Genomic DNA, 16,345 nt, shown 5'->3' on the forward strand with positions numbered 1-16,345 from the left:
CCCCTCGTCATGCGCTCTGCTACTTCTTCTTCTTGCCCTGCGCCCGCCGCTGCTCGCGGTTGCCCGCGGGAGCTGCCGAGCCCTCGGTGCGCTGCCCGAATGCACCGCGCGGAGCCTCAGCCGACTCGGCCTCCTCGGCGGGCGCCTGACGCGCGGCCGCTGACTGACGAAGCTTCTCGGTCGCGGCCTGCTGAACCTGACCGCGGTCGTTGCGGACCTCGACCTCGCCGGCGTCGTTCGCTGCGGAGTACTCGAGCCGCTGGTCTCCACCGTCTTCGGCGAGGCCCTTCGCCTCGACCTCGGCCGTCTGCGAATCGCCCGCCCGACGCACCTCGACCTCGAGATTGTAGAGGTAGCCGACCGACTCCTCCTTGATCTGCCCCATCATCGACTGGAACATCGCGTAGCCCTCGCGCTGGTACTCGATGAGCGGGTCGCGCTGCGCCATCGCACGGAGACCGATGCCGTCCTTGAGGTAGTCCATCTCGTAGAGGTGGTCGCGCCAGCGGCGATCGAGCACCTGCAGCACCACGCGTCGTTCGAGCTCACGCGTCGCCGCTTCTCCGAGCGACTCCTCACGAGTCTCGTATGCGATCTTCGCGTCCGACAGCAGCTCGCGGGTCAGACCCTCTGCGGTGATGCCACCCTTGCGGCCGGCAGCCTCGGACACGACCTCGTCGATGGTCACGCTCACCGGGTACAGCGTCTTGAGCTCGGTCCAGAGTGCGTCGAAGTCCCAGCTCTCGTTGTGACCCTCGCCGGTGTGATCGCGTACCACTCCACTGATCGCGTCCTCGATGAAGTGCTGGACGCGGTCGGCGATGTCATCGCCCTGCAGGATGTGACGGCGGTCGGCGTAGATCGCCTCGCGCTGACGGTTCAGGACGTCGTCGTACTTGAGGACGTTCTTGCGCATCTCGGCATTGCGCGACTCGACCTGCGACTGCGCGCTGCGGATCGCCCGCGACACCAGGCCCGACTCGATCGGGACGTCGTCGGGGAAGTTGGTGCGCGCGAGGATCGCCTCGGCGGCGCCCGACTGGAACAGGCGCATGAGATCGTCGGTGAGGCTCAGATAGAAACGGCTCTCGCCCGGGTCGCCCTGACGGCCCGAGCGACCTCGCAGCTGGTTGTCGATGCGGCGCGACTCATGGCGCTCCGTACCCAGGACGTAGAGCCCACCGGCCTCGATGACCTTCTCGGCCTCTTCGGACACGATGGACTTCATCGCCTCGTACGTCTCGTCCCACGCGATCTCGTACTCCTCGGGCGTCTCGACGGGGTCGAGTCCCTTGCCCTTGAGCTCCTGCACGGCGAGGAACTCGGCGTTGCCGCCGAGCATGATGTCGGTTCCACGACCGGCCATGTTGGTGGCGACGGTCACGGCGCCGAGGCGCCCCGCACGAGCGACGATCTCGGCCTCGCGCGCGTGGTTCTTCGCGTTGAGGACCTCGTGCTTGACGCCCTTCTTCGCGAGGAGCCGCGACAGGTACTCGCTCTTCTCGACGCTCACGGTGCCCACGAGCACCGGCTGGCCCTGCGCGTGACGCTCCGCGATGTCCTCGACCACCTGCGTGAACTTGGCGGTCTCGTTCTTGTAGACGAGGTCGGACTGGTCCTTGCGGATCATCGGACGATTCGTCGGGATCGGGATGACACCGAGCTTGTAGGTCGACATGAACTCGGCCGCTTCGGTCTCGGCGGTACCGGTCATGCCGGCGAGCTTGTCGTACAGGCGGAAGTAGTTCTGAAGCGTGACCGTGGCGAGAGTCTGGTTCTCGGCCTTGACCGGCACGGCCTCCTTCGCCTCGATGGCCTGGTGGATGCCCTCGTTGTAGCGACGTCCGACCAGGATGCGACCGGTGTGCTCGTCGACGATCATGACCTCGTCGTTCATGACGACGTAGTCGGTGTCCTTCTTGAACAGGGCGAGGGCCTTGATCGAGTTGTTGAGGAACGAGATCAGCGGCGTGTTCGCGGACTCGTACAGGTTGTCGATGCCGAGGTAGTCCTCGACCTTCTCGATGCCGGGTTCGAGAACGCCGACGGTGCGCTTCTTCTCGTCGACCTCGTAGTCGACGCCCGCCTCGAGGGTGCGCGCGATCTTCGCGAACTCCGCGAACCAGCGGTTCGCCTCACCGGAAGACGGTCCTGAGATGATCAGCGGCGTGCGCGCCTCATCGATCAGGATGGAGTCGACCTCGTCGACGATCGCGAAGTAGTGCTCGCGCTGGACGAGGTCTTCCTTGCGCCACGCCATGTTGTCGCGGAGGTAGTCGAAGCCGAACTCGTTGTTCGTGCCGTAGGTGATGTCGGACGCATACTGCTCGCGGCGCACAGCCGGGGTCTGGCCCGAGACGATGATTCCCGTCGACATGCCGAGGGCCCGGTACACGCGCCCCATGAGCTCTGCCTGATAGCTCGCGAGGAAGTCGTTGACCGTGATCACGTGGACGCCCTCGCCCGCGATCGCATTGAGGTACGCCGGGAAGGTCGCGACCAGGGTCTTGCCCTCACCGGTCTTCATCTCTGCGATGTTGCCGAGGTGGAGAGCAGCACCACCCATGATCTGCACGTCGTACGCGCGCATACCGAGGGTGCGCTTCGCCGCTTCGCGCACGGCGGCGAACGCCTCGGGCATGAGCTGATCGAGCGACTCGCCCTTCGCGAACCGCTCACGCAGCTCGGTGGTCTCGTTGCGAAGTTCGTCGTCCGTGAGCTTGGAGATGTCCTCTTCCAGCGCGTTCACGGCCTTGACCACCTGGTTCAGGCGTCGGATGACCCGCCCTTCTCCAGCGCGCAGCAGCTTCTCAAGAGGATTGGCCACAGATGTCATCTCCCTGTCGATGGTTCCGGCGGCGCCGCGTGTCGGGCGCGTGCCAGGCATACCTTGTCATGTTACCGGTCCGTGACCTGCACGTCGTCTGCACGTCGTCTGCATGGCGTGCCTCCAACGCGTTTCCGAGTATGTATATATTGGTCCACGACACCGGGAGGTCCATATGTCGGTCCGACAGAGTCTGCTCGCGATCCTCGCTCAGGGCCCCTGCTACGGCTACCAGTTGCGGCACGAGTTCGACCGCCGCACGGGCTCGGTATGGCCGCTCAACGTCGGTCAGATCTACAACACGCTCGAGCGCCTCGAGCGTGACGGGCTCGTCGCTCGCGGTGCAGCGGACGAGCACGGCCACGTCTACTGGGAGATCACGGCCACCGGCGCGTCCGAGGTGGACCGCTGGCTCGCGTCTCCCGCGCCACGAAGCCAGGCGACGCGCAACGAGCTCGCCATCAAGCTGGCTGTGGCGGCAACCCTCCCCGGCGCGGACGCCGCCCGAGTCATCGCGGCCCAGCGCGCGGCGTCGGAAGAGCATCTCGCAGATCTCACCGCGACGAGGGCGACGCGCGAGGACGACAGCCCCGAGGGGCTCGCGTGGTCGCTCGTCGTCGATTCGATGATCTTCACGGCGGAGGCCGAGGTCCGCTGGCTCGACCATGTGCAGACCCGGCTCGCCCAGCACCCTGTCCACGCCCTCGCTCTCGAGTTGACTACCGATCGACCCAAACGTGGCAGGCCGTCGAGGGCAGACGTGGCGGCACTCGTCTGACGGGTTTCGCCCCAAGCGTATGCACAGCCAGCGGCGTCGCCCGGGAAACTAGGATCAGTCCTATGGCTGGAATATGGGGCAGACGCAAGCGCGAGCAGGAAGAGCTGGCCGCACAGGACGCCGACCTGGCTCGCCGCGCTGAGCAGGCACTCGTCTCGGCGGACGAGCGCATCAGGAGCACGTCCGACGAGCTGGCGTTCGCGGAGGCCGAACTCGGGGAGCAGCTGACTCGCGACCTGAAGAAGGCGCTCGCTGCGGTGCGCACGCATCTGCGCGAGGCATTTCAGCTCCACCAGCTCAACCACGATGAGATTCCCGACACGCCTGAGGAGCTCCGCACCCGCAACGCGCGGATCATCCAGCTGTGCGATTGGGCGCAGGATCTGCTCGACGAGAAGACGTCGGATCTCGCGGCATCGATCTCGAAGGTGCGTCGCGCACCCGAGATCATCGCCCAGGTGCGTGCCGATGCCGAGGCGCTGAGCGCACGGATCCCGCACACGAACGAGACCGTCGCGCGTCTCTACGCGCGTTACTCGGACTCGGCGATGCACCAGATCACGGCGAGCGCCGCCGAAGCAGAGCAGCTGATCGCGTTCGCAACGCACGGCGCGGCCGTCTCAGAGCGTCGCCGCGCGGCGAAGCAGAACGAGGAGGCGAACCTCGCACTGGAGACCGCCACCGAGGCCACGCGTCGTGCTTCCGCGCTGCTCGACGCCGTGGAGGACTTCGAGATCGAAGCGCTGCGAGCGGAGTCGACCCTTGCCGAGGTCGTCGCTGATTCACGCAACGACCTCATCGCCGCGCGCACCGCACCCCAGGTGCCGGCCGTCGCGGTCGCCGTCTCCGCGCTGCAGGACGCGCTGAGCGCCCTGTCGCCCGCGGGGACCCCCGGGGATCCCTTCGCCGAGCTGTCGCAGCTGCGCGACGCGAACACGGCTCTCGACGACGCGATCGCCACCGCTCGGCACCGCGAGGCGCACCCGCTGCCCAGCATCCAGCAGGTGCAGCATGCGATCGATGATGCCGACCGCCAGCTCGGCGTCGCCCGCGGACTCATCGCCGGGCACCGCGGCTGGATCGGCGCCGACGCGCGCACGCGCCTCGCCGAGGCCGAGAGGCTGCGGGTCGATCTGTCGGATCTGCTTCCGGCGGAAGAGACGCGCGACGAGGCTCTGGCCAGTGCACGACGCGTCGCACACCTGGCTTCTGAGGCCCTGCAGCTCGCCCAGCGCGACATCGATTCCTCACGGCCGCAGGATCAGGGCTGGGGCGGCGGAAACGGCTGGGGCGGCGGCGGCTGGAGCGGCGGGGGCCGACGCGGCGGTGGCGGCGACGTCGCCTCGGGCATCCTCGGCGGTCTCGTCATCGGCAGCATCCTCGACGGCATCTTCGACTGACGCCGTCGCACAACGCGACGACGGCCCGGCTCCCTCTGGAGCCGGGCCGTCGTCGTCTCAGCCTCAGGAGGCGAGCGCCTCAGTGGGCGGAGCCTGCGTCTCGAGAGCGATCACACCGTAATCCCAGCCCTTGCGTCGGTAGACGACGCTCGGGTGGTCGGTGCGCACGTCCACGAACAGGAAGAAATCGTGCCCGACCAACTCCATCCGGTCGACGGCCTCTTCGACGGTCATCCATTCCGCTCCGAAGTTCTTGGTGCGGATGACCACCGGTGAGTAGACCTCGTCGTCCTCGTTCTGGATCGGCACGTTGCCGGTCGCGACGGCCCGCAGGACATCCACGGATGCCGGCTGGACATCGATGCCCTCCAGTGCTCCGCTCTCCTTCTCGAAGTGCGCCCCGCGTGGGTGCTGACGTCCGTCGACTCGCTTCTCCTTCGCTCGACGAAGCTGCTCGGCCATCTTGTCGACGGCCATGTCGAGTGCGACGAACTTGTCTCCGTCCGTGGCTTCAGCGCGCACGACGGGGCCCTTGCTGACGAGCGTGAGCTCCACGGTCTCGTCCGGCACGTGACCGTTGCGGTACACCCGGTGGGTGACCTTGACATCCAGCCGTTGCGCACGGGACGCGAACGTCTGGATCTTGGCGATCTTCTCTTCGACAACGGCTCGGAATCGATCGGTGATACCCACCCCGACGCCAACGATGCTCGTTTCCATTGCTGCCTCCTTGTCCCGGTCCTCCCGGCCAAGGGCGGACCGTGGTCGCCTTGTGACCCCCCACGGTAGTCGGCCTGACCTCGGATGTCACGGGTCAGTTGCTGCGTGTCCCCGATGCGTTCACATTCCGTTCGCTGTGACGCGGCGTGGCGGCGAGCGCGACCGCTGCCAGGACATGGGCGCCCGCGTCTTTCAGCGCGCGAGCCGCCTCATCGAACGTCGCACCCGTCGTGACCACGTCGTCGACGAGCACGACGGTCTCACCCTCGAGCACACGTCGCGCTCGCATGCTCCCGCGGACGTTCTCCGCTCGGCTCACGGAATCGAGGCCTCGCTGATCCGTGCGCCGGCCCCGCAGAACGAGCAACCGGTCGGGAAGCCGACCCGCCCGCCGGATCAGCAGCTCGGGCACCCGGTAGCCGCGCCGTCGAAAGGCGGCCACCGATGTCGGGATCGGCACGAGGTGGAGCGGTCGATCGGCATCCGGGCGTGCCTCGAGCACGTCGACCACCTCCCCCAGCGCCGATCCGAACGGGCGAGCGAGCAGCGTCTCGCCGTCGTCCTTCATCCTGCGGATGCATCGCGCCGCGACCGACTCGAAGGGCATCGCCGCGCGGACCTCCAGTCCGGCGGGCGTGCGGCGGACGAGCGGCTCCGGTCGGATGCTCTGTCGGCACGAGCCGCAGAGCAGCGTCTCGGGCCGGTCGCACCCCGCGCAGGTCGCCGCGAGCAGAAGGGCGAGTATCTCGAGTCCTACGGCGCGGGCCGGTGGATGCGGTGACATCCGTCGATGCTCTCGCAACAATCCGGCGCCGGGGCTGCAGAGGCTGCGCGGAACGCGGCCGTCATGGACTATCAGTCGATGTCGGACGGCCGTGCAGGGACAGTCGCGCTCAGTGCCCCGCACGCGTCGCGAGAAGTGAGACTCCGCTGATCGACTCGCTCCATGCCGAGCCCGCACGGGCGAACACGGCGCCGTCCGCGCCCAGCACTCGCAGACCGGTGGCTGCGCGCGCACCCGCCAGGGACACCGCGCCGGTCGGAGCCACCTCTGACGTGCCAGGCCCTCCGACCACCTGCGTGACGACCATCCGGTCTGCGGGATCCGTCAGCAGTCCGAGACGATCCGCGCCCAGCCAGACGAGGCCGATGGCGCCGCCGTCGAGCTGCGCCAGCGGCTCGGTGGGCCCGAGCTCGGTCGGAAGCCCGGCCTCATCGCGGATCACCGATGACACGACGATCCAGCGCTCGCCCCCGATCACGACGGCCGCGGCGACGCGGGCCCCATCCGCCGAGACGCGGATGGCGGATACGGAGGAGGCCTCCGGCCACGCGCCCGCGATGCTCTGAGGGGCGACATCGCTGCCGATCGCCTGCAGAGCCGCCGGTGCGTTAGACGGGACCGACCACGTGTAGTCGTAGGGATCCATGGACGGCCGCACCAGCGATGGGCGGTCGTCCAGCTCGTTGAAGCTACCTTCACCTGCGAGCCACACGTGCCCGTCGATGAGCTGCACGGCCGCGTGGGAGCTGTCGACCGACACGTCGACCGCTGTGACGGGCTGACCCGCGTTCACGATCTGGTCCGAGACGCCGGGGATCGGCGTGATCTCGCCGCCGACCAGCATGCCGAAAGTCCCGTCCTTCAGCACGAGGCTGCCCGGATCGGCCTTGTCCGTCACGACCTCGACGACCCCGGCCTCCAGTGTGCGGCCGTCGACCGTGAAGCGCACCTGGTCGATCTGCACGCCCCCGGCGGTCAGGGTCGCCTGGAGCTGAGTGCGCATGCGCGCGAGGGTGGTCGGGTCGAGGCCCAGCGCCGCCCGGTTCAGGGCGACGTCGGCGATCTGGTCGGGGTCGATCGGCACGGAGTCCCGTGCGAGCTGCACCTCCTGCGGGAACGCGCTCTGCACGGCCGGATCGAGCCAGGGGCTGGGCGCGCCGCCGATCAGCGACTGCGCGATGGTCGTCGCCACCGTGGCGCGTCGAGGGAACCAGCGCACATCGGGCACGAGTCGTTCCCACGTCTGATCGAAGTACTGCAGCGCGTAGTCGTCGTACACGCGCGAGAACCTGGATTCGTCGATCACCACGCCGTCCGGAGCCTCGGCGATCCGCCACTGGCCGTCTGTGAGTTCGACCACGAAGGCCGAGTTCGAGGCGCCGAACGCCTCGGAGTACGCTCCGGTCGCGTCGACGCTGGCGACCTGATCGAAGGCGACCCTCACGTCGGCCGTGTCGCCGTCATCGGCATCGTCGTCTTCGTCGACATTCGAGCTGAACGAGCGGGTCGCCGAGCTCACATCGATCGACACGCCGGTGTTCGGACGCCAGGTCGATGCGAGCTCCGGGGTGAGAAAGCTGCGAGCGGTGTTCCAGTTGTCGGCCGGGGTGATCGCGGCCTCCATGAAGCCTTCGACGATCGCCGCAGGCCCCGCGCCGTCCACTGGACCCGAAGCGAGCGGGAGGAAGTCCTGCCCCTCGGGGGACGCCCCGAGAGGCTTTCCCGGCTGTGCGTCTCCGCTGGTCGGAAGACCTGTGCACGCTGACAGGATGAGCACGGTCGCCGCGATCACGAGACCACGCAGCGCGCGCCGAGTCCGCGCGGTCATTCGATGCTCCCTCGATCGAAGAGCTCCGCCGGGACATCGGCGAGCTGGATCGGCTGCGTGGCATCGCCGAGTTCGGCGAGCGGCTCCTGCGGCTCGATCGGGATGGGCGAAGGCCCATCCGTCGCATCGCCACGGCGAGGCAGGGTCAGAACGAAGTTCGTCCCGACGCCGAGTTCGGACCACACCGCGAGCGATCCGCCGTGGAGAGTCGCATCGCCCAGCGCGATCGACAGTCCGAGCCCCGTGCCCCCGAGAGTGCGCTGGCGGGAGGGATCAGCGCGCCAGAATCGGTCGAACACCCGCTCGGCATCCGCCGGGTCCATGCCGAGCCCGAAGTCGCGGACGCCGGCGGCGACCGCATGCTGATTGCTGTCGACGGTGACCACGATCGGCCGGCCCTCGCCGTGCTCGATCGCATTGCCGATCAGGTTGCGCAGCACTCGTCGCACCCGCCGAGGATCCATGTCGACCGGCGAATAACCGCCGGGGGCGACGAGCCTCAGCTCGCTGCCGCGATCGTCGGCGAGAGGACGCATCTGCTCGATGATGTCCTCTGCCAGATGCGCGAGGCTCGTCGCCTCGAGCTCGAGCTGCACGGAGCCTGCGTCGTAGCGGCTGATCTCGAGCAGATCCGACAGCAGCGTCTCGAACCGCTGCACCTGCGTGTGCAGGAGCTCGGTGGTGCGAGCGGTCGTCGGATCGAACTCCTCCCGCTGATCGTTCAGCATGTCGGCGGCGAGGCGGATCGTGGTGAGCGGAGTCCGCAGCTCATGCGACACATCTGACACGAAGCGCTGCTGCACGAGTGACAGTTCGCCGAGCTCCTTGATCTGGGATTCGATGCTGTCGGCCATGGCGTTGAAGGAGCGTCCCAGGGTCGCGATCTCGTCTTCCCCGTGCACGTCGATGCGGACGCCGAGGTCGCCCGAGGCCAGACGTGCGCTCGTCTCGGCAGCCTCGACGATCGGCGTCGACACGGTGCGGAGAACGATGAAGGAGATCGCGGCGACGATCGCCACCAGACCTATGCCGGCGACCCACAGGGTGCGCTGCACGAAGGTGAGAGTGTTGTCCGCATCCGCGAGGTCGTACGCGAAGTAGATCTCGAACGGCCCCGCCTCGGGAACCCGCAGCTGCTGCCCCACGATGATCCCGGGCACAGCTCGGCCGCCGACCTCGAGTGATACGGACTGCCAGGACTGCCAGTCGTCGAACTCGACCACCCTGTTCCTGAGGCCCGAGGTGATCAGATTGTCGCTCAGCCCGGCGGTGAAGCCGTTGAGCGGGACGTCGGGGTCGACCTCCATGCGGAATCCGGCAAGACCTTCGGCCGTCGAATTGCGTCCGAGGTCCTCCTGCACGCTGTCCCACAGCTCCGGCAGGGCTGCCGGGTCATCGCCCAGCGCCGTCGCGTCCAGGGTCGCCTGCGCCTGGTTCACCGAGCGGGCCGCGTCTTCGAGCGCCTCGTTCTTGCGGGATTCGAACAGATCGTTCTGGATCACCAGCGCCATCGTCACGCAGGTGATCAGGATCGCGGTGGACGTCAGCAGAAGCGTGATCGTGAGCGTCCGGAATCGCAGAGAACTGCGCCACAACGCCTGGACGACGGTCGGCCAGCCACGCCAGTCGCGGATGACAGCGACCGCCGTGGTGGTCGCTGTGGTCGCGGCCATCGTGGGCCTAGCCCGCGCTCCCGGCACGGTAGCCGACGCCCCGTACCGTCATGACGATCTTGGGGTTGTCCGGGTCGAGTTCGACCTTCGCCCGCAGACGCTGCACGTGCACGTTGACCAGCCGCGTATCGGCCTTGTAGTGGTAACCCCACACCTGCTCGAGCAGCATCTCCCTCGAGAACACCTGCTGGGGCTTCGACGCGAGCGCGACGAGCAGCTGGAACTCCAGTGGAGTGAGAGCGATCGGAGCCGTGCCGCGGCGCACCTCATGGGCGTCGACGTCGACGGTGAGGTCTCCCACGCGCAGCTGCTCCCCACGTTCTGCGACGTGGGCCGCAGTCGGGTTCTGATACGAGCGACGAGCTCCTTCGGATTGAAGGGCTTGACGATGTAGTCGTCGGCTCCGACCTCGAGTCCTCTGACCACATCAGCGGTGTCGCTGCGGGCGGTGAGCATGATGACGGGGACTCCGGATTCGGCGCGGATGCGCGTGCAGATCTCGATGCCGTCCATCCCGGGCAGCATCAGGTCGAGCAGCACGAGATCAGGACGCTGTGCGCGCCACTCGTCGACCGCCCGCGCACCGTCGGCGCAGAACACCGGCTCGAAACCTTCCGTGCGCAGCACGATGCCGATCATCTCGGCGAGCGCGGTGTCGTCGTCGACCACAAGAATGCGTGAGGTCATAACTGTTACCTTATGGCACTCAGTACCACGCTCCTCCTGTCTACGCGCCCGACGGGTCATGTGACACGATGGGAGCGCACGACGGAGGGAGTGCCGGTGAGCGGCCAGACATGGACCCCTGCCCCGAAGAAGGGCATCATCCCCCTGCATCCGCTGACGTTCGGGATGCTGTTGAGCAAGTCGTTCGTCGCACTGCGCCACAACCCCAAGGTCCTCTTCGGCTTCGGAGTCGTCATCCAGCTCGCGGTCGTGGTGCTCAGCGCCACGGTGATGGGCTTCGTGTTCGTCACGACGTTCACGCGGCTCGAGTCGCTCTCTCCTCCTCCCCGGACTTCGAGGCCGTGTTCGCCGGAACGATCGCGATGAACATCGTCGCGGGCATCTCCGTCGGTCTCGCGTCCGTCGCTTTCACCGCTCTGATGCAGGGCGTCGTCGCAGCCGAGATCGGCTACGCCGCGATCGGGGTGAAGGCCACGCTGAAGACCCTCTGGCGCAAGATGACCCCGTCGTTCTGGCGGCTGGCCGCCTTCGCTTCGCTCTCGGTCATCTTCATCTTCGGTGTGATCGTCATCCTCTTCGTCATCGTCGCCGGCTTCGTCGCCAGCGGGCTCGGCGGATCCGCTGAGGCCATCGGCGGCGTCGTCATCCTCGTGCTGCTCGTCCTGCTCACGACGATCCCCTCCTGGTCTGGCTGACGACCAAGCTGCTGCTGGTGCCGTCCATCCTCGTCCTCGAGCGCGCGAAGCTCCGCGATGCGCTCGTGCGCTCGTGGCGACTCACCCGCGGTCGCTTCTGGATCGCCTGGGGAGTCACCTTCCTGATCGGCGCGATCATGGGTGCCGCGATGCAGCTCGTGAATCTCCCCGTGTCGCTGCTGAGCTCGATGCTCGGATCGGTCATCGCCCCGACCGGCTCTGCGGACACTGCCGCGATCATGGGGTTCGTCTTCGCCCTCCTCGCCCCGCAGATCCTGCTCCTCGTGCTGCAGGCCATCACGCTCGTGGTGCAGAGCACCGCAGGCACCCTCGTTTATCTCGACAGTCGGATGCGCTACGAGGGTCTCGACCAGGCGCTGATCAGTCATGTCGAGCGACGCGACCTGGGGTGGACGGAGGAACAGCTCGGCGACCCCTTCGTCGTCGACGCCACGCGCGCCGTCTCGAGTGCACCGCCACCCAAGCAGGTGCCCGAATGGGCGACGATGACGCCGGCCGGCTATGAGGCGCAGCCGTATGGAGGGCAGCCATACCCGGCACAGCCATACCCGGCACAGCCGTACCCGGCACAGCCGTACCCCGGGCAGCAGTACGGGTACCCGACTCAGCCTCCCCCTGCACAGTCGCCATACGCGCCGCCGGCTGCGACCGTCCCGCCTCAGCCACCGGCGTATCGGCCGGCACCGGCGCCCGCCGCTCCCCGGCATCCTCAGCGCCCGCGGACGACTCCACCTGGGCGGCCCCGGAGCGGGCAGCGAAGGATCTGCATGATCCGCCCGCTGGACGATGTGCTGGTGCCCGACGGAGACGAGGCGAGACAGTGGGCCGAGCAGGAGCTCTCCGACCCGCGCTATGCCGATGCGAAGCCGACGTGGTTCGATCTCGTCGCGCGTGACATCGGACGGTTCCTCGCCGATCTGTTCAGCTCCGACAACGGCGCCAGCGTCGGGCCGTCTGCACTGATCATCGTCAGCGTCATCGTCTTCGGCGCTCTTGTGGCGGCCCTCATCATCTGGGGTCGCCCTCGCCGCTCCCAGGCGATCCGTCGGCCGGGTGCCGGGCTTCTCGGCGCCGAGGACGACCGCTCGGCGGCGCAGCTTCGGGCGGACGCCGACCGTGCCGCGCGAGCGGCGGACTGGGACGAGGCGACGGTCCTGCGGTTCCGCGCGCTCGCGAGAGGACTCCTCGAGCGCGACCTCATCGAGCCGTCCCCCGGCGCGACGGCCCAGGCGATCGCGCGCGAGGTCTCTGTCGTGTTCCCTGCGGAGACGACGCCCGTCCGCCAGGCCGCCGTGTTCTTCGATGACGTGCGCTATCTGCGGCATCCCGCGACCGCTGATCGCTACGCGGAGCTCGCAGCGACAGACGACCGTCTCAGTGCCCTGCGCCCGGAAGCAGTGACCGCGTGAGCGTTCTCGAGCAGCGGGACGTCCCCGCGTCGACCGCCGAACGCGCGCCTCGAGGCCGACGGTCGCGAGCTCTGCTCGGATGGCTGATCATCGTGGCGCTCGTCCTCGGCGGCGTCTTCGTCGCGATTCAGGTCGGTGTGCGCATGCCCGATCAGCGGGGTTCGCTCGATCCCGAGAGCGTGAGCGACTCGGGTGCCATGGCCATCGCGCAGATCCTGCAGGAGAACGGTGTCGAGGTCTCGGTCTTCCGTTCGCGCACCGAGGCACGCCAAGCGCTCGATGACGACGCCACGCTCGTGATGGCGAATCCGTACACGCTCTCCGACGAGGCGATCACCGAGCTCATCGAGCCCGCCGACCGGGTGGTCTTCCTGTCGAGCAGTACGCACCTGCTGAGCCTCTTGAGGATCGGCGACAACGCCACCCCGGATTTCACCCCGGTGCAGGCGGACTGCGACGCACCCGAGTTCGCGGACGTCGGCTCGATCCGTCCTGATCGGCTGTTCACGCCCACCGACGGCGTGGAGGGATGCTTCGGCGACGACGACGCGGCGGCCGTGCTCATCGATGAGAGCGACGGAGCCACGCATGTCGTCGTCGAGGGTGCGCGCCTCTTCAGCAACGCCTATCTCGCGGATGACGGCAACGCCGCACTCGCGCTCGCGCTGCTCGGACAGACCGAGCGCGTCGTCTGGTACGTGCCCAGTTTCGGCGACACGGACATCGAGGGTGAGACCGAGGACACCCTCGGGTCGCTCACACCGGGATGGGTGACACCGGCCATCCTGCTGCTCATGCTGGCCGGCGTCGCGGCAGCACTGTGGCGCGGTCAGCGCTTCGGACCGCTCGTCGCCGAGACGCTGCCGGTGACGGTCCGCGCCTCGGAGACCATGCACGGTCGCGCACGTCTGACCGCGAAGGCCGGCGACGCCGCGCACGCGGGCGAAGCTCTCCGAGACGGGAGCGGGCGCCGCCTGGCGCGCAGGCTCGGCCTCGCTGTCACCGCGAGTGCCGAGGAGGTCGCGGATGCCGCAGCCGACCGGCTGCGCGTGCCGCGTGGCTCGCTGCACGAGCTGCTCGCGGGCGCGCCACCCGTCGACGATCCGTCACTGATCGACCTCGCGCGCCGACTGCAGGAACTCGAGAGCGCCGTCGACGCCTCGTCCTTCACGGAGCGGAGATCCGAATGAACCGCCCCCGCCGAACCGCCGTCCATCCATCATCCGACCGGAAGCCGAGGACACCACGTGACCGCTGAGAACTTCAACGACGCCGAGCTGCGTCAGGCGATGCACCGCGTGCGCACGGAGGTCGACAAGGCCGTCGTGGGCCAGGCGGGCACGGTGACCGGCCTGCTGGTGTCGCTGCTCGCGCGAGGACATGTGCTGCTCGAGGGCGTGCCCGGGGTGGCGAAGACCCTGGTCGTGCGATCGTTCGCCCGGGCGCTCGGCCTCGACACGAAGCGCGTGCAGTTCACCCCCGACCTCATGCCGGGAGACGTCACCGGTTCGCTGGTCTACGACGCCCGCACGGGCGAGTTCGACTTCCGTGCGGGTCCGGTGTTCACGAACATCCTTCTCGCCGACGAGATCAACCGCACGCCTCCGAAGACCCAGGCCGCCCTGCTCGAGGCGATGGAAGAACGTCAGGTGTCCGCCGACGGTGTCAGCCGAGCTCTGCCCGACCCGTTCCTCGTCGCCGCGACGCAGAACCCGATCGAGCACGAGGGCACGTATTCGCTGCCGGAGGCCCAGCTCGACCGCTTCCTGATGAAGCTGGTCGTGGGAATGCCGGAGCGGGATGCCGAGGTGTCCGTGCTGCGCAAGCACGCCTCCGGCTTCTCCCCGCGCGAGCTCACCGGCGTGGAGGCGACCGTCTCCGCGGACGAGATCCGTGCGGCTCAGGATGCGGCAGGACGCGTCGAGGTCACCGATGACGTCCTCGGCTATGTCGTCGACCTCGCCAGAGCCACGAGGCAGTCGCCCTCGGTCGAGCTCGGCGCGAGCCCCCGCGCTTCCACGGGTCTGCTCGCCGCTGCGAAGGCATGGGCGTGGCTCAACGCATCCTCTGCCGTCACGCCGGATCACGTGCAGACGATGCTCGTCCCCGTCTGGCGGCACCGGCTGCAGCTCCGTCCGGACGCCCAGATGGAGGGCGTGTCCGCGGATGCCGTGCTCACATCCGTCGTCCAGCAGACCAGGGTGCCGATCTAGGTGTTCGTCACCGGCCGTCTCGCGCTTGCCGTCGCCGTCGGCATCGTCCCGCTCGTCCTCGCCGGGCTGGCGGACTTCCCGCCCTATGCCGCCCTCGGCATCTGGGTGCTGCTCTGCGTCCTGCTGATCGTCGTCGACGTGCTGCTGGCTCCGAGCCCCCGCTCCGTCGTCGTGACCAGGCGCGTGCCTACCCGCACCCGCATCGGCGAGCAGGTCCCCGTGAGCGTCGCGCTGCAGAATCAGGGTCCGCGGACGCTCCATGCGCTGATCCGCGATGCCTGGCAGCCGACGGCCGGAGCGGGTGAGGCCCGTCAGCGACTCAGCGTCCCGCCGGGTGAACGGCGACGCGTCTCCATCCCCCTGCTGCCACGACGTCGCGGCGAGCTGGCGAGCGAGTTCGTGATGATCCGCTCGCTCGGTCCGCTCGGCCTCGCCGGCCGGCAGGCCCGTCACCTCGTACGCGGGACCATCCGGGTGCTGCCCGCCTTCTCGTCGCGGAAGCACCTCCTCCCGCCTCGCCCGTCTGCGGGAGCTCGACGGGAACACGAGCATCCAGGTGCGCGGTCAGGGCACCGAGTTCGACTCGCTCCGTGAGTACGTCCGAGGGGATGACGTGCGGTCGATCGACTGGCGCGCCACCGCTCGCGCGGGCACCACGATGCTGAGGACGTGGCGACCGGAGCGCGACCGCCACGTCGTGATCATCATCGACACCGGCCGCACGGCCGCCGCGCGCGTCGGCGACGGCACGAGGGTCGATGCCGCCCTGGAGGCGTCTCTTCTGCTCGCGGCCCTCGCCGCGCGTGCGGGCGACCACGTGCATCTGCTCATGTACGACCGGGTCGTGCGGGCGCGCGTGACCGGTGTGGAGGGGACAGCGCTGCTTCCGGCGCTGACCGATGCGATGGCTCCGGTGCACGCGCGTCTCGTCGACACCGATTGGCCGGGTGCTTTCGCTGCCGTGCGCACGCTCACGACCCGTCCGTCGCTCATCGTGGTGCTCACCGCTCAGGATGCGGCCGAGTCGGCTCGCGGATTCCTCGGTGCGTTCCCCGACGCGAGCAGGTCGACATCGATCCTCGTCGGTTCGGTCACCGACGACGGCATCGCGGATCTCACGACGCGGCGCGGATCTCGGGAGGAGATCTACCTCGCTGCGGCGGCCGAACGCACGATGCGCGACGCGGAGAACGTGGCCGACGCGGTGCGCCGCGCGGGAGGCGAGGCGATCGCCGCTGACCCCGAGTCGCTGCCTCCGAGGATCGCAGACCGGTACCTGGAGCTGAAGGCCGCCGGGCGCCTCTGAACGC

General features: G+C 68.5%; 12 protein-coding genes and 2 pseudogenes. 8 read left to right on the forward strand and 6 right to left on the reverse strand.

Features of this window, described 5'->3' with window-relative positions; translation table 11 throughout:
• Window positions 1–19 precede the first annotated feature (19 nt).
• Complete coding sequence (gene secA / locus ACZZ93_RS04670; RefSeq protein ID WP_463510563.1) at window positions 20–2,827, reverse strand: preprotein translocase subunit SecA; 2,808 nt, start codon at window positions 2,825–2,827, stop codon at window positions 20–22.
• A 175-nt stretch (window positions 2,828–3,002) separates the two neighbouring features.
• On the opposite strand from secA, the gene ACZZ93_RS04675 reads away from it, so the two are divergent.
• Window positions 3,003–3,605: a PadR family transcriptional regulator gene (locus ACZZ93_RS04675; RefSeq protein WP_053095667.1), complete on the forward strand. Its 603-nt coding sequence runs from the start codon at window positions 3,003–3,005 to the stop codon at window positions 3,603–3,605.
• A gap of 62 nt (window positions 3,606–3,667) precedes the next feature.
• Window positions 3,668–5,005: a coiled-coil domain-containing protein gene (locus ACZZ93_RS04680; RefSeq protein WP_463510564.1), complete on the forward strand. Its 1,338-nt coding sequence runs from the start codon at window positions 3,668–3,670 to the stop codon at window positions 5,003–5,005.
• A 63-nt stretch (window positions 5,006–5,068) separates the two neighbouring features.
• Here the strand turns inward: ACZZ93_RS04680 and hpf are convergent, their stop codons facing one another.
• From hpf to mtrA, 5 genes and pseudogenes are all read right to left on the reverse strand, one after another.
• Window positions 5,069–5,725: a ribosome hibernation-promoting factor, HPF/YfiA family gene (hpf, locus tag ACZZ93_RS04685; RefSeq protein ID WP_053095665.1), complete on the reverse strand. Its 657-nt coding sequence runs from the start codon at window positions 5,723–5,725 to the stop codon at window positions 5,069–5,071.
• Between the two features lie 94 nt (window positions 5,726–5,819).
• Complete coding sequence (locus ACZZ93_RS04690; protein WP_072591055.1) at window positions 5,820–6,509, reverse strand: ComF family protein; 690 nt, start codon at window positions 6,507–6,509, stop codon at window positions 5,820–5,822.
• Window positions 6,510–6,618: 109 nt separating this feature from the next.
• Window positions 6,619–8,337 carry a GerMN domain-containing protein gene (locus ACZZ93_RS04695; protein ID WP_053095663.1) on the reverse strand — a complete coding sequence of 573 codons (1,719 nt, stop codon included), beginning with the start codon at window positions 8,335–8,337 and terminating at the stop codon, window positions 6,619–6,621.
• The gene (gene mtrB / locus ACZZ93_RS04700; RefSeq protein WP_053095662.1) at window positions 8,334–10,010 is read right to left on the reverse strand and encodes an MtrAB system histidine kinase MtrB; all 1,677 of its coding nucleotides are present in this window, start codon (window positions 10,008–10,010) and stop codon (window positions 8,334–8,336) included. Before mtrB ends, ACZZ93_RS04695 begins: the two co-directional genes overlap by 4 nt.
• A gap of 7 nt (window positions 10,011–10,017) precedes the next feature.
• A pseudogene (mtrA, locus tag ACZZ93_RS04705) lies at window positions 10,018–10,697 on the reverse strand (MtrAB system response regulator MtrA).
• Between the two features lie 96 nt (window positions 10,698–10,793).
• Between mtrA and ACZZ93_RS04710 the strand changes: the two are divergent.
• From ACZZ93_RS04710 to ACZZ93_RS04735, 6 genes and pseudogenes are all read left to right on the forward strand, one after another.
• Window positions 10,794–11,063, forward strand: a complete 270-nt coding sequence (locus ACZZ93_RS04710) for a hypothetical protein (RefSeq protein ID WP_463510565.1) — start codon at window positions 10,794–10,796, stop codon at window positions 11,061–11,063.
• The gene (locus tag ACZZ93_RS04715) at window positions 11,060–11,392 is read left to right on the forward strand and encodes a hypothetical protein (protein WP_463510566.1); all 333 of its coding nucleotides are present in this window, start codon (window positions 11,060–11,062) and stop codon (window positions 11,390–11,392) included. Before ACZZ93_RS04710 ends, ACZZ93_RS04715 begins: the two co-directional genes overlap by 4 nt.
• Before the next feature lie 17 nt (window positions 11,393–11,409).
• Entirely contained in the window at window positions 11,410–12,822 is a 1,413-nt protein-coding gene (locus ACZZ93_RS04720) for a DUF4129 domain-containing protein (protein WP_463510567.1), read from the forward strand.
• Complete coding sequence (locus ACZZ93_RS04725) at window positions 12,819–14,012, forward strand: DUF4350 domain-containing protein (protein ID WP_463510568.1); 1,194 nt, start codon at window positions 12,819–12,821, stop codon at window positions 14,010–14,012. Before ACZZ93_RS04720 ends, ACZZ93_RS04725 begins: the two co-directional genes overlap by 4 nt.
• Before the next feature lie 99 nt (window positions 14,013–14,111).
• Window positions 14,112–15,035 carry an AAA family ATPase gene (locus tag ACZZ93_RS04730; RefSeq protein WP_222839202.1) on the forward strand — a complete coding sequence of 308 codons (924 nt, stop codon included), beginning with the start codon at window positions 14,112–14,114 and terminating at the stop codon, window positions 15,033–15,035.
• A pseudogene (locus ACZZ93_RS04735) lies at window positions 15,036–16,341 on the forward strand (DUF58 domain-containing protein). It abuts the gene before it with no gap.
• The last annotated feature ends 4 nt before the right edge of the window (window positions 16,342–16,345 follow it).

It is taken from the genome of Microbacterium sp. AC026 (genome assembly GCF_979258475.1).

Excerpts from the sequence above, each read along its gene's own strand:
- ACZZ93_RS04675 (WP_053095667.1), top strand. The coding sequence starts at position 3,003 with ATGTCGGTCCGACAGAGTCTGCTCGCGATCCTCGCTCAGGGCCCCTGC.
- ACZZ93_RS04680 (WP_463510564.1), top strand. The coding sequence starts at position 3,668 with ATGGCTGGAATATGGGGCAGACGCAAGCGCGAGCAGGAAGAGCTGGCC.
- hpf (WP_053095665.1), bottom strand. The coding sequence starts at position 5,725 with ATGGAAACGAGCATCGTTGGCGTCGGGGTGGGTATCACCGATCGATTC.
- ACZZ93_RS04690 (WP_072591055.1), bottom strand. The coding sequence starts at position 6,509 with ATGTCACCGCATCCACCGGCCCGCGCCGTAGGACTCGAGATACTCGCC.
- ACZZ93_RS04695 (WP_053095663.1), bottom strand. The coding sequence starts at position 8,337 with ATGACCGCGCGGACTCGGCGCGCGCTGCGTGGTCTCGTGATCGCGGCG.
- mtrB (WP_053095662.1), bottom strand. The coding sequence starts at position 10,010 with ATGGCCGCGACCACAGCGACCACCACGGCGGTCGCTGTCATCCGCGAC.
- ACZZ93_RS04715 (WP_463510566.1), top strand. The coding sequence starts at position 11,060 with ATGAACATCGTCGCGGGCATCTCCGTCGGTCTCGCGTCCGTCGCTTTC.
- ACZZ93_RS04730 (WP_222839202.1), top strand. The coding sequence starts at position 14,112 with ATGCACCGCGTGCGCACGGAGGTCGACAAGGCCGTCGTGGGCCAGGCG.